General features: G+C 55.8%; 11 protein-coding genes and 1 pseudogene. 10 read left to right on the top strand and 2 right to left on the bottom strand.

Translation table 11 applies throughout. The features are described 5' to 3' along the window. Positions 1–19 precede the first annotated feature (19 nt). From BUA26_RS14275 to BUA26_RS14265, 3 genes are all read left to right on the top strand, one after another. On the top strand, positions 20–715 hold the full coding sequence (locus BUA26_RS14275) for a TetR/AcrR family transcriptional regulator (protein ID WP_255368365.1): 696 nt from the start codon (positions 20–22) through the stop codon (positions 713–715). A gap of 151 nt (positions 716–866) precedes the next feature. After that, a complete protein-coding gene (locus BUA26_RS14270) occupies positions 867–1,703 on the top strand; it encodes an oxidoreductase (protein WP_072761460.1) in 837 nt (278 codons plus the stop codon). Further along, positions 1,700–2,701, top strand: coding sequence for an NADP-dependent oxidoreductase (locus tag BUA26_RS14265; RefSeq protein WP_072761459.1), 1,002 nt, complete (start codon positions 1,700–1,702; stop codon positions 2,699–2,701). The genes BUA26_RS14270 and BUA26_RS14265 overlap by 4 nt, the downstream gene beginning before the upstream one ends. A gap of 216 nt (positions 2,702–2,917) precedes the next feature. Here BUA26_RS14265 and BUA26_RS14255 read toward each other — a convergent pair. Next, a protein-coding gene (locus BUA26_RS14255; protein WP_143154285.1) for an IS3 family transposase occupies positions 2,918–3,996 on the bottom strand; the annotation gives its coding sequence in 2 pieces (ribosomal slippage) (positions 2,918–3,741 and positions 3,741–3,996; 1,080 coding nt in all). Between the two features lie 123 nt (positions 3,997–4,119). Here BUA26_RS14255 and BUA26_RS14245 point away from each other — a divergent pair. From BUA26_RS14245 to BUA26_RS20195, 7 genes and pseudogenes are all read left to right on the top strand, one after another. Further along, positions 4,120–4,734: pseudogene (locus tag BUA26_RS14245) on the top strand (integrase core domain-containing protein); the annotation flags it as partial. Between the two features lie 175 nt (positions 4,735–4,909). Further along, on the top strand, positions 4,910–6,199 hold the full coding sequence (locus BUA26_RS14240; RefSeq protein WP_083573012.1) for an HlyD family secretion protein: 1,290 nt from the start codon (positions 4,910–4,912) through the stop codon (positions 6,197–6,199). 53 nt (positions 6,200–6,252) lie between these two features. Then, entirely contained in the window at positions 6,253–8,295 is a 2,043-nt protein-coding gene (locus tag BUA26_RS14235; RefSeq protein ID WP_083573011.1) for a peptidase domain-containing ABC transporter, read from the top strand. Between the two features lie 262 nt (positions 8,296–8,557). Next, positions 8,558–9,520 (top strand): MvdC/MvdD family ATP grasp protein, encoded by a 963-nt coding sequence (locus BUA26_RS14230; protein ID WP_143154283.1) that lies wholly within the window; start codon positions 8,558–8,560, stop codon positions 9,518–9,520. After that, entirely contained in the window at positions 9,507–9,728 is a 222-nt protein-coding gene (locus BUA26_RS20200; RefSeq protein WP_143154282.1) for a hypothetical protein, read from the top strand. The genes BUA26_RS14230 and BUA26_RS20200 overlap by 14 nt, the downstream gene beginning before the upstream one ends. Next, positions 9,728–10,978, top strand: coding sequence for a hypothetical protein (locus BUA26_RS14225; protein WP_143154281.1), 1,251 nt, complete (start codon positions 9,728–9,730; stop codon positions 10,976–10,978). Before BUA26_RS20200 ends, BUA26_RS14225 begins: the two co-directional genes overlap by 1 nt. After that, positions 10,975–11,862 (top strand): hypothetical protein, encoded by an 888-nt coding sequence (locus BUA26_RS20195; protein WP_143154280.1) that lies wholly within the window; start codon positions 10,975–10,977, stop codon positions 11,860–11,862. Before BUA26_RS14225 ends, BUA26_RS20195 begins: the two co-directional genes overlap by 4 nt. 1,078 nt (positions 11,863–12,940) lie before the next feature. Here the strand turns inward: BUA26_RS20195 and BUA26_RS20190 are convergent. After that, a complete protein-coding gene (locus tag BUA26_RS20190; protein ID WP_143154279.1) occupies positions 12,941–13,570 on the bottom strand; it encodes a hypothetical protein in 630 nt (209 codons plus the stop codon). Between the last annotated feature and the right edge of the window lie 263 nt (positions 13,571–13,833).

The raw sequence follows: 13,833 nt of genomic DNA, 5'->3' as shown, positions 1-13,833 counted from the left end.
CGACAGCTGCCGGGGTGTCATGTCCACACATGGGTATGGCACCAATGTGCGTGCGAGCCCGATAAAAAGTGTGTGCCGCCGATGGCTATACCGTCTTGCGTTCGGCGAAAGATCGAAATATGATGTATATCATATGAGAAAAACACCCGCCCGATCCAAAGAAGCTACGCACGAACGCATCGTCGAAACCGCTGCGCGCGCCATCCGGCGCAGCGGTTATGACGGCACCAGCGTTGCCGACATCATGAAGGAGGCCGGCCTTACGCATGGCGGTTTCTATGCTCACTTCCTTTCGCGCGAGGCGATGCTCGCCGAGGCCGCAGATCGTGCCGGCGCCGAGGCCGTCGCCACATCGACGCGTGTCGCCGCTACCGCACCGCCAGAGCAGGCGCTGCAGTGGCTATTGCGCGCCTATCTATCCAAGGACCACCTCAAAAGCCCGGAAATGGGCTGCCCGGTAGCTGCCCTCGGTTCGGAGATGCCACGTCAGGCACCCGAGGTGCGAAGAGCCGCCACGCGCCGCATCAAGGAAATGATCGATGTTGTTGCCCGTCAGTCGCCCGACTGGGGACAGCCCGGTGCGCATGAGCACGCGCTGGTCACTGCAGCCACGATGGTTGGCGCATTGGTCATGGCACGCGCTGTCGACGACCCCAAACTTTCCGACGCGCTGTTGAAGGCGGCGTTGAAACACCTCGCCCCTGCTGGTGCCTGAGTGTGGTCGCAGCCTCGTCAGCGTTTTTATTTGGGTACAAATATGATGAATATCATATGTAAGTCACAAGACCACGACACCACTTTGACCCGACGGCCCTGCATCGCTTCTCCACGACCGAATTCATGACTACTCATCAAAAGGCGTTCCCATGAAACTCAAGAAATCTGTTGCGCTCGTCACCGGAGCCTCCTCAGGCATCGGAAAGGCCACGGCAGAGCGGCTCGCCATCGCGGGCTACACGGTCTACGGCACCAGCAGACGCGTGGCGCAGACAAGCCAGCACCCCTTTTCGATGTTGTCGCTTGACGTGACGCGGGATGAGTCGGCCGCTGCTGCGGTCGAAGAAGTGATCCGGCTGGAAGGCCGCATCGACTTGCTCGTGAACAATGCCGGCTTCAGCGTTGCGCCCGCTGGAGCGGAAGAAAGTTCCATCGAGCAGGCGCAGGCGATCTTTGACACCAACTTCTTCGGAATGATCCGGATGACCCGTGCCGTCGTGCCCCACATGCGACGCCAAGGGGTTGGCCGGATCATCAACATCAGCTCTGTCCTCGGCTTTCTGCCGATGCCATACGGGGCGCTCTATGCGGCAACCAAGCACGCGGTCGAAGGCTATTCGGAATCGCTCGATCATGAGTTGCGCACCAGGGGCATCCGGGTCTCGGTTATCGAGCCCGCATACACAAAGACGCAGTTCGACGCGAACTTTCTGGAGCCTGACTCGAAGCTCGATGAATACCGCGAGATTCGTGCGGCCTTGGCGGAAAAGACGAAAGAGCTCGTCGAGGCTGGAGACAAGCCTGGTGTTGTAGCCGATGCCGTACTGCGGGCCGCCCTCGCGCCCCGTCCGAAGCTCCGTTACACAGCTGGCGCGCGCGCGCGCAGCCTGCAGTTCCTTCGCAGATTCGCGCCGGCTCGCCTGGTCGACGCTGGGATTCGAAGAGATCTGGGACTCGATGCGGTGCTGGTAGGGAGGACATCATGAAAGCGTTCATCGTCGATGGGTACAGCAAGAAGAGCCCGATGCGGCTTGGCGAAATGCCGAAGCCTGAGTTTCGGGACAACGATGTGCTGATCGAGGTTCACGCCGCAGGTTTGAACCTGCTGGATTCCAAAATTAAAAGCGGCGAGTTCAAGCTGATCCTGCCTTACCGCATGCCGCTTGTACTGGGCCATGACGTGGCTGGCGTCGTGATTCAAGTTGGATCGCGAGTGCGGCAATTCAAAGTAGGCGACGAAGTCTATTCGCGGGTACCTGATCACCGCATCGGTACGTTTGCGGAGTTCATTGCCGTGAATGAAAACGATGTCGCGCCCAAACCCAGGAACATCACCATGGAAGAAGCGGCATCGATCCCGCTGGTCGGTTTGACGGCCTGGCAGGCTTTGGTTGAAAGAGCCCATTTGAAGAAGGGGCAGAAGGTCTTCATCCAGGCGGGATCCGGCGGCGTCGGCACCTTCGCCATTCAATTGGCCAGGCATATCGGGGCCACGGTAGCCACTACCACGAGCAGCGTAAACACCGACTTGGTGAAGGGCCTTGGGGCAGACATCGTCATCGACTACAAGAAAGACGATTTCGAGAAAGTGCTGCAGAACTGCGATGTGGTCCTGCATAGCCAGGATGCGGTGGCGCTGGAGAAATCCCTGCGCGTGCTGAAGTCCGGCGGAACTCTCATTTCGATTTCCGGCCCTCCCGATCCCGCCTTCGCAAAAGGAATCGGAGCGCCGTGGTTCGTGAGCCTCATCGTCCGTCTGCTGAGTGCCGGCGTCAGGAAAAAGGCGACCCGTCGTGACCTGAAGTATTCGTTCCTCTTCATGCGGGCCGATGGACATCAGCTACGCGAGATCACCCGCCTCATCGAGGCTGGGTCCATCCATCCTGTGATGGACCGAGTTTTTCCATTCGAGTCGACCAACGAAGCTCTGGCCTACGTCGAATCGGGCCGTGCGAAGGGCAAAGTCGTCGTCAAGATCAAGTGAGCCTGTTTATTCCTACCCATGGAGTTTCCTATGAAGATTGAGAACGCTGTTGCCCTTGTCACGTGAGCTAATCGTGGCATCGGCCTGGCATTCACGCGCGAGTTGCCCGCCCGCGGAGCCCGCGAGGTCTACGCCGGCGTGCGCGACCCCGCGGCCGTCATGCCGTCCGGTCGACGTCCCCCCGCTTTGAGTAGCGGGTCGGTTTAGAGTCCAGAGTTACTTTAACTGCTTCGCGTAGGCGGCAGGTGTCAGTCCGCCCAACGCCTTCTTCGGTCGCTCCTCGTTGTACTCCCGGCGCCAGCGTTCGATCTCGGTGCGGGCGTGCAGCAGGCCGGGAAACCAGTGTTCGTTGAGGCACTCATCGCGCAGGCGACCGTTGAACGATTCGATGTAGGCGTTCTGGTTCGGCTTGCCCGGTTCGATCAGGCGTAGCTGCACGCCGCGCTCGTGTGCCCAGGCGACCATCGCCTTGCCGCGAAACTCCTTGCCGTTGTCGGTGCGAATCGTCTTGGGTAGGTCGCGGATGATCGCCAGGCGATCCAGCACGCGCGTCACGCCCGTGCCGGAGATCGCCCGCTCGACTTCGATGCCCACCGATTCATGCGTGGCGTCATCGACGATGGTCAGGCACTTGAGCACGCGAGCGTCGGCGGTGCGATCGAACACGAAGTCCATCGACCACACTTCGTTGGGTGCCGATGGACGACACAGCAGTTGCCGCTCGCTCACCGGCACTTTCTTCCGCTTGCGCCGACGCACCTGCAGCCGCGCCTCCCGATACAGCCGCTCCACGCGCTTGTAGTTCACCGGCTCGCCGCCCTCCTGCCGAAGCTTCAGGTGGATCATTCCCACGCCATAGCGCTTGTGCCGCTGCGCCAGCTCCACGATCCGCCGCCGCAGCGCCACGTTGCGGTCCGGCTGCGTCTGATAGCGATACACGCTGGCGCTCATGCCCACGACGCGCAACGAGCGCCGCTCGCTCAGCCCCTTGTCGATCATCTGGCGCACCAACGCTCGCCGGGTCGGTGCGCCTACGGTTTTTTTCGCAGGACGTCCTTGATCACCTCGTTCTCAAGCATCTGCTCGGCCAGCAGCTTCTTCAGCCGCGTGTTCTCCGTCTCCAGCTCCTTCAGGCGCTTGGCGTCCGGCACGCTCATGCCGCCGAACTTGCTGCGCCACAGGTAGTAGGAGGCCTCGCTGAAGCCGTGCTTGCGGCACAGCTCCTTGATCGGCAGACCGGCGTCCGCCTCGCGCAGGAAGCCGATGATCTGTTCTTCGGTAAACCGCTTCTTCACGTCCAATCTCCTTCGGTTGGGGGATTGGACTCCAAACTGCGGTGTTACTCAAAACCGGGGGGGCGTCGGTGGCGGAAGAATCCGGCGAGGTCATTGTCTTCTTTGTCAGGCCGGCCTGACGGTCACAAGCACGTCGATCGACTGTACGCCTTGGCGAAGCTGCAGGTGCGGCGGCGCAATCGCAAGAAGGTGCTCATGTCCGAGCAGCAGCCGTTGGTTTGGCCACGCACCGCGAACGAGGTGTGGTCGATGGATTTCGCATTCGATCGCACGGCCGAAGGCTGTGTCATCAAGTGTCTGGGGATCGCCGACGACGCGACGCACGAGTCAATGGCGATCGTGCCGGAGCGGGCCATCGGTAGGCACCAGCTCACCCGTATCCTGGATCAGCTCCGTGTGACGCGTGGCCTGCCGCAGGTGATCCGCACCGACAACGGCAAGGAGTTCTGCGGTCGCACGATGCTGACCTGGACACCCGAGAGGGGTGTCATGCCGCGCCTGATCGAGCCGGGTAAGCCCAATCAAAACGCCTACATCGAATCGCACAGTGGCCGCCTTCGCGAAGAATGCTTGAACGTACACTGGTTCCCCAGCCGGGCGCACGCCCGCGTCGTGATCGAGGCTTGGCGCCGGGAATATAACGAGGGTCGATCAAAGAAAATTCTCGGTGGACCGACGCCCGATGCCTATGCACAACAACTGGCTGCGAGAGCGTCTACGATGACACTCGGGCTCTAAAGTCGAATGCTACTGAAAGCGGGAGCGTCGTCCGAGCGAAGCAATTTGTAGATTGGAGCGGTGTTCTCAAAACTGCTGTCAACCAAAAGTCGACCACCCATGTGAGATATTGATTACGTAAATGTAGGCGCATCCCTACAGACATTTAATCGGAGACCTTAATAAGATTTACCCTATGAATGGTGCAGTGGTTCCGCCTCCCCGAAATGATTCAATTTTCCGCAGCGAAGCATGTAGGGATGATCGCAATACGTTTCTCGGTGTGATTGCGGTCTCTCCACCACGCGTAGGGTGGAGTGCGCTAGGAGTCGCCATCGCGTTCATTGCGGGCCTTATCATTGTCGCCAGCGTCATGACTTATACCCACCGGGAAACAGTCGTTGGAACTTTAGTGCCTACACGTGCAGCTATAGAAGTGCTGTCGGACTCCCGGGGGCTTGTGAAACATTTGGTAGTTTCAGAAGGCACATCCGTGGCTGCCGGTGACTTGATTGCTGAGATATCGACCGATGTGCTTACAGAGCACGGCGCTTCCCGAGCTTCAATTCTTTCTGCGATCGCCGCTAAGCGCCGAACTTTGGTCTCCGATGCGGAAACGGAGGCGAAGCTGACCTCGGCAGGACAATCCTCGTTACGAACTCAGATCACAGACATAAAGACGAAGATTGATAATCTCGAGGACCAGATTTCCTTGCAAGAGCAACGCGCGAAAAGTGCGCAAGCACTATATGAGAGGTGGGTTTCAGTTGGTGAGACTGGTGTGATCAGCACCCAACAGCTACTTCAGCAAAAGGATACGGCACTCCAAAGCGCTGGCGACGTTAAACGCCTGCAAGGCCAGCGTATAGATGCAATGGCTGATCTCGAGAAGCTAAAAACGGCTTTAGACAATCTAAAGAATTCCGCATCACTGAAAACATCCGAACGACAAAGGTTGGAAGCACAGTTCGCAACGGAAGAAGCCGAAGCAGATGCAGCAAGAGCCATTATCATCCGTGCGCCAGCAAGCGGCGTGGTCTCCGGGGTAATGAAGCAAGAGGGTGAAGCCGTGGCAATAGGGACGATACTGGCCACTATTCTGCCCGTTGACGCACGCTACCGGGCCCAGCTTTGGCTACCAAATAACAGCGTAGGGTTGGTCCACGCTGGCCAAGACGTCCGTATTCGCTACGATAGTTTTCCTTATCAAAGATTCGGAATTTATACGGGACGAGTCGCCGAGGTAACACAAGCCGCAATTCCACTCGTGGCTCAACCTCAGGTTGGGAGTGAGGAAACCCGGCCAAGCTATCGCGTGTTGGTCGACTTAAACCAACAGCAGATTGCTGGTGTCGACACGACTCGGTCCCTAAGGTCAGGGATGAGTCTGACCGCTGATATCCTTTTAGAACAAAGGCCACTCTACGATTGGCTATTTGGGATAGGCAAGCAGCCGATCCAGCGTGCTCGGGGGATCACGCTTTGACCATTGCGGTTGAATGGCGTCGTTCACTCGCAAGCGATAGAAGCCGCCCCGTTATGCAGGCCGACATGGCTGAGTGCGGTCTAGCATGCTTAGCCATGATTGGCGAGTTTCACCAACTTGGCGGCGGTTTGGCATCATTAAGACGACGTTATTCGGTATCAGCGCGCGGGACTAGTCTCGTTCAGTTAATGGAGATCGCTGCCGACTTGGGGCTTAAGTCGCGCGCGATACAGGTTGAGCCAAATGAACTCGGTGGACTACAGCTTCCATGTGTTCTTCATTGGGAGATGAACCACTACGTTGTGCTGACGAAGGTAGATTCACGCGGCTACACTGTACTCGACCCCGCCAAAGGCCGTGTCCGGGTATCGCCCGACTCGTTCAGCAAAAAGTTCACAGGCGTTGCGTTAGAACTCAGCCCTATTGCTGGCTTCGCGTCGGTAAAATCAGTTAAGGGACCCGGATGGCGTGATGTCACTGGACGTATCGTAGGTCTGCGCTGGTCGCTTGTTCAAGTACTTGGCCTCGCACTGGCTGCCGAATTGATAGGCCTACTTGTTCCATTTCAGATACGGTGGGTTGTGGATGACGTGCTGGTATCAGCTGACACGCACCTTCTCGCTGCAATCGGCATCGGCCTATCTGTCGTAGTACTGGTCCAAGGTGCATTGAACGCATTGAGAGGATGGATCGTCAGCTGGGTCGGCATTTCTTTTAATGCGCAGTGGATTTCGAACATATTTAGGCACCTTCTCCGTCTTCCCATGGAGTATTTCGAGCGGCGCCACATGGGCGATGTTGTCTCTCGCTTCATGTCAGTAAAGGCTGTTCAAACCACACTAACAGGGGCCTTTGTTGAAGCAGTCTTGAACGGACTCGTTGGCGTCTTAGCATTGGGTGTCATGGCATCCTTGTTCAGTAGCCCGATGGCTGCAATTGTGGTTGCTGGTTTCCTACTCTACGCACTGTTTCGAATTGCATCGTTCCACATACTCTGGAGATACACCGAGGAACAGCTTGTCTATGCGGCTCGTCAGCAGACCGAATTGATGGAGTCCGTCCGAGGTGTTCAGACCATCAAATTGATGGCCGGCGAGTCTATTCGATGTTCGCGACTAGATAACGCTACGCTGGCCGCCGCGCGTCAAGATCTCCGTGTTCAGCGCATCTCTACCGTCTTTACCACAGTCAATCAGGCTCTTTTCACTCTGCTTCGTGTGGGATTGATCACATTCGGTGCCCGACTATGCCTGGGTGGCTCCTTTTCGGCAGGCATGCTGGTCGCATTCATTGCCTACGCTGATCAATTCACGTCACGAGCGGCCTCGCTAATGGATCGCTTCGTCGACTTTCGATTGCTTAATTTACACGCCGAAAGAATCGGAGATATCGTTCTCACGCACACCGAGGACGAGGGACGCCCTGTACCTGGTATCACACCAAGAACTTCTCAGATATCCGTTAAAAATATCAGCTTTCGCTACTCCGAGAGTGATTCGTTCGTATTCAAGAACGTTACCTTCACCGTCTTTCCAGGCGAATCAGTTGCGATTATCGGCCAGTCTGGTTGTGGGAAAACGACACTGGCAAAAGTGATATTAGGGTTGCTTCAGAGTACCGAAGGCAGCATTGCCATCGGCGGTGTCGATATCGCAAAAATTAACATGCCGGCATACCGTCGGATGGTCGCCTCCGTTATGCAAGATGACCATCTCTTCGCGGGGTCGATAGCGGATAACGTGGCCTTTTTCGATATTACTGCGAATAGCCATGACATCGAGTCCGCATGTCGGTTGGCTGGAATCCACGACGATATCATTGCGATGCCGATGGGTTACGAAACATTGGTCGGCGACATGGGATCGTCTCTCTCTGGAGGGCAAAAGCAGCGGGTTCTATTAGCGCGCGCTTTATATGCGCAACCACAGATTCTTGTATTAGATGAGGCAACAAGTCATTTGGACCGTGAGCGTGAGGCATCGATCAATAAGGCGATTTCCGGACTTAAAATGACACGATTAATCATCGCGCACCGTGAATCCACCATCTCGTCGGCGGATCGCATTATTGATCTTTCGGCGAAAATTCTCTCGTAATTTTGAAATTCATGGATGAAATTTAAATAACGCCGAATGTGTTCTAGGATGGAATGCTGAGGCCTGAAATGAGGAAAGCACAATGAAAGAGCTTCATGATCTCGCTGAACTGAACCAGGTTCTCGGTGGCCTTCTTCCGAAGTGCGGCCCCGGCACAGACCGCACGATGACTGTGCATCCGAATGGCAGCGCTGAAGACGGCTGCGAGTAAGTCATAAAAATTGCGGTGGGACTGTCCCGCCGCAATTTTAAGGACGATTGTATGCCACGCAAAAAAATTCTTTTCATTGCACCAAGAAGCGAACCGAATCTGGGCCGCTTGTTAACGGCCGCGCAATGGTGCGGTGCAGTTGGTTTATATTTAGATACCAATGCGCTGCCCGCGTTGACACGCTCTTTCGATCCTGAGATACGTAATGATTCTGGATATATTGTACTCAACAACGACCGGCATTACTCAAATGACATCAGCGGTGTATGGACGCGAGGCCTCGGTATTTCGAGACCTCTTGGGCTCGCTTCCCGGGAGAATCTTGTGTACGCGGAGTGGTCGACGTATTTGATCGCGTTGTCTACGTGGACGAAACGAGCTGTTTGGGCGAACGACTTCCTTGCCCTTATGACCAGCGCAAACAAGATTAATCAACTTGAATTGAGCGCTTCTATTGGGTTTCGGATTCCGCGCACATTGATAACCAGTTGCGCGACTGAGGCGCGAAAATTCCTCGATGAAGAGGGCGAAATTATTATTAAGCGCCTTTCGCCTGGGAACCCCTCTGACAACGCGGACAGGCTGCTCTTTGCACATCAGATGAATCGCGCTGATGCATGGAAGTTCGATTCCATCGGTCCGTCCCCTGTTTTTCTCCAAGCAGTGGCAAAGAAGGAGATCGAGCTTCGAACCATTGTGATCGGCGATCGAGTGTTCAGTGCTGGATTTGCGGCGAGCCAACACAAGGCAACATCCGTTGATACCCGGCACTGGTCTTCGACCAATGACAGCTACTTTCGGTTTGAGCTAGATCCGTTATCTGCCAGTCGTGCCATAGCTCTTACTCGAGCACTAGGCCTGACGTATGGTGCACTCGACTTGGTTATTAACGAAGATGGGTTGGTCACATTCCTAGAGCTTAACAACGCCGGCCAATGGGGCTGGATCGAAGCAGCAACTGGTTACCCCATTTCCCAGACAATCATTGAGGAGCTGACGCGTGAACGATGCTGACGCATTTCGCCACGGATACCCGCTGATCAACGAAGTCAACATTCATCCTTTTCGACCATCTTCGCGTGAGGACTACGAGCGTTCCCGCGCGCAGGAGAACACCGTATTTCTCGCATCACTTATGCCTTGCTGTGAAAGTAACGGCTTCATTTTGGAGCGCATCGATGGCGAGCCGCTCGCGCCATTTCAACTAGTCGAGAAACCCTAATGAATCACACCAACCAGCGAGCGACACATTTTAGGTCAATGGTCGCCATGTGTGCGATCGGTACGTTTGCACTGCCAGCCGCTGGGTTATCAAGTGCCGTACAGCCTGCCACCATCCCGTACCTTTCGGCCGATGTGCCACAAGCCACCGAGGTTAACGCGGCCTTCACCGATTTTGCCCAAGACCGTGTGGATCTGGTGGTCGCATTTGAGGAGATGCGTCACGCCACAGAGCACGTGATTAACCGCTGGTCGGTCGCGCAGCTGATGGGGACGTCCGATGCCATGGTTGGCCGGTACGCTGATGCTCGCAAGATCAAGAATGCCCATAGACCCGTGCGTCCCTATTGTGCAACTGGAGCGCGCTGGCCGGATAGTGCGCGAACGATCGGATCCGACATAGAAGTCTTGCTGATCAACGAAGACCATCTTAATCCCATGACGCGCGCGGCCATAATCGAGGCGCTTCCGGTGTTGAAAGACATGGGATTCAAGCGACTCGCGCTTGAGAGTATTCCCAGCGACACCGTGGCGCAGCAACTGGCCAAGGGATTCGTTCCCGACGCCCCATCATCTGGCGTTTACCTCCGTGAGCCCGTTGAGGCGCAATTGGTCCATCGAGCCGTAGAGCTCGGGTTTCAACTGGTCCCATACGACACAGATACAGAGGGGGAAGATCGGGAGGCTTCTCAAGCGGCGGCGCTGAACCGCTTCATTAAACTTGGTGGGGGTCGGTTAGTGGTGGTCGCAGGCCACGCCCATGTTAGCAAAGCCGATGGTTGGCTTGGCGAGAAGCTGGAGCACACTTATCCTGGCCGCATATTCAGTATTGATCAGACGCGGGGAGCGGAAGCGCAGTGTGACAAGAGCGTCATTTCTCGCCGATTGGTCAATGCTGCATTGCCAGATACTACGACTAACACGGCTCGTTTACGTGTCGATGCTGAGATAATCACACCAGCGACTATGGCGTCGGATCGAGAGAGGGCCACCAAAAGTTCCTGGCTCACCTTAGCTGGGCTCAGACACCCTCTCCGAGTTAATTCCAATGAATTGTGCCCAAGCAAAGAAGGTGCTTGCCTCATTCAGGCTTATCGTCGCGAAGCGCCCATAGGAAGCGTGCCTGAGGACCGATTCCTCGCGGTGAACAACGGGTGGTCGGGTTTTTTGTTTGTCACGCCAGGGCGGTATGTCATCAAGGGGCTTAACACTTCAGGGCACGGCAGCTCTATAAACGTGACCGTGCCATGATCGAAGTCGGAGCTGTGTTGGGTGGTGCAGTCGTGGTGGTGGTGCGGCTTGCGTTCCAGTCCACTGCGTTGGCCATGTGCGCCTATGCACTCATGGTGCGGATGAGCATGACTAGTCGATCAGTGGCAACAGAATCATGGTTATGGTCCGTTCTACAGATTCTCGGAACTCTTTTCTTAGGCAGCACTTTTGGTTGCGCTGCTGGCGATTTAATTGCGGCGGCGGTTGTGATCGGCTGCATTCCAGCTTACATACTCCTTCGGAGAACAGGGCAAGCTTGCGCTTGTTTTGGAAACGATGCCCGTTTCATGGTTCGAGTTCTACCCATCGGGATCTCACTTGGCGCGATGGTGGCGGCTGTGTGGATGGCTGACATCGTTCCGGGCGGCCCGTGGATTTGGGATTTCTCCCGGCTCGTGATAGTTGCGCTCGCGACAGCTCTAATGATGGGGGTGGCGGTGTATGCGCAGTATCGTCTCACGCGCCAGTCATCGGTGGCTGAGGGCAAGCGGCGATGGATTCAGATAGATGTCGGAGTGCTGGGAACCAAAGCAGAGCCAGCGGACAACGCTCGCCTTCATCTCGGATTTTTCGGTGAGATCGGATGCGCGGCATGCGCTACTGCAATGGAGGATGTTGTGGCCTTCGTTAAAGCATTTGGCGACCGTTTCGATACGACTATCGCCATTCGAGGATACCCGCCCAGTGCTCCAGCCGCATTCCAAGGGGCTACTATCGTACCGATCGATGAACTTCCGCATGAGTTGTCACTACGCATCGCGCCAACGTTGTTCCTCACCAATGGCCGAGGGCGTTTTGTTTTGTTTGAAGGTTTGGACAACGTTCGCTTGGGCCTCGGCCAAGCCCTGGCTGGTCTAAGGTAAGGACGCAGCGAATATGCAACTTGGACATCAAGTCATCTTGGTCAACGGGGCTCGACGCTCGGCACTCTACGACTTATACCGCCGTCGCCTTGTCCGAATTCCTGAGGCCTTAGCCAGCCGTATCGCATCCAATGGCGGTATTGATCTCTCGGCAGCAGCACTTCAGTCTGCAGTCGTCCAAGACTTACTAACACGCCGGTTCATAGGGAACTTCGGGGCATTGGCTGATAAAGGTAGGTTACAGTTTGAGATGGCTTCACAGGCCCCTCTATTGCCAATACTACACACTCTAACACTTGAATCTCAAGGAACTTGGGCGTCTCAGAAGGAATGGGTGGCTGCGGGTGTCGCGTCGGGGGTTCGTTTTGTCACAGTATTCGCACCATCCAGTGAGCACGCTAGCATCCACGCGTCATTGCAGGAGATCAGTGCGTCCGAAGGGCATATATTTTGTGGCTTTGAGCTCTCGTCGGAAACGGCCACGACATGGACTCAAACAAGCATCTACGATGCCAACGGTGAAGCTTTCGCAACACGTCACCGCTTGACGGGTGACCGAGCCTTCCCAACGAAGTTTCGGGTAGATGAGCAGCACTATTCCTTGCTCCGTCAAGCCTCTGAACTAACCGGCCATCTGTTTGTCGATGCTTCGCTTGAGGCCAGGCCTCATCCGCTGGAGACAACGATTTCATTCGGAAGCATCCTATCGCACGATCCGTTCACAATGGTGCGATCGGAGGGTTATAAAACGGTCGTGGACAATCGCAAGGATCTCCGTGAAAAATGCCGAGTTTGCGAGTTGCGCTTGGCATGCGTCCATCCGTTCGCTGATCGCATCAATCCAGACGATATCGCGAGCGCACCCGCCGGGTGCCGTTACGATCCTGAAGCACTAGCCACTCAGACGCACTTGTTTGAATAGAGCACTAGCAAATTTTTCTCTACGAGTCATTTGCAACACTGGGAAATAAGAAAAGCCGACGTTCTCCCGGAATTGAGTAGCACGAAGCCTTAGAGTCCGACCCTACAGCTTGAGGAGATCGGACGTGAAGAAGTATTCTTCGGAAGGACGTATCGTCTAGAACGGAAGCTCTTCGATTCGCGCATGCCTCGCAAATTGAATTGCGCCGTGTGCCCAAGGGTCCCTGCGGGTCATGGCTCGCTGCAACGCTTCCTTTCCGCTGAAAATCCAAGTCGGTAGCGTCGGGCGTATTCCCTTTTCCCACCGGCTATTGCATTCCTTAAGAAATGCTTGCATGCGGCCAGTGATGATGTCGTCCGATGCTAGTTGTACGTCGGGCTCATAACGAATTTTCGGTCGATATCGAAGGAACAGTAGGGACTGAGCAAGTGGCAGCGCTATCGCTGGTATGGTCGCAGCGGGAAAGCTGGATTTACGAGGCAAATAGTGAGGCCCTAGATCGAGGAGTCGTCCTGAGGACTCGACCCAGAAATGCGACGGTAATGTCGAATCGCTTCCTTGCCCGAAGCCCTGCAAATTTGCTTGCCGGCCGTCCTTCGAGACGGCGAAGGTAAGAAAATCACCTCCAACAATACAGGCGTTGAGGCCCAATTGTCTGAGTAGTGAGGAAAGACCGAAAGCGGCGTACATGCATCGTGCATCGTAGTCATCCGGGAACAGCTCACGCAGCATGCTATCAATGAGACCCATGCAACTCGCTATCTCGGTCGAGGCTTCCTGGTGCATCGTTTCAATTCCTTTAGCTTGCTGGCTGGGCAAACATGGCGGTTTCGCTTGTGCCGCGGCCATACCCCTACACTGTGGCGAGTTCGGTGCGGCTTGTAATTAGTTATCAATCCTAGGTGACAACAAGTCGGACGAGGGTGGCTTCTCCCCATCCTCGGGAATGAGAGATGCGGACCGTACTACCTGCGCCGATACGCGCCGCCAGCTCAGCAAGCATGCTTGGCATGACGGTTCGTCCAACCATATGCCTAGGCATGAGCCTG

Source organism: Rhodanobacter sp. OK091 (assembly GCF_900142825.1).
Lineage (GTDB): Bacteria > Pseudomonadota > Gammaproteobacteria > Xanthomonadales > Rhodanobacteraceae > Rhodanobacter.
The sequence above is the reverse complement of the archived record's forward strand: the minus strand, read 5'-3'. Positions and strand labels throughout refer to the sequence as shown.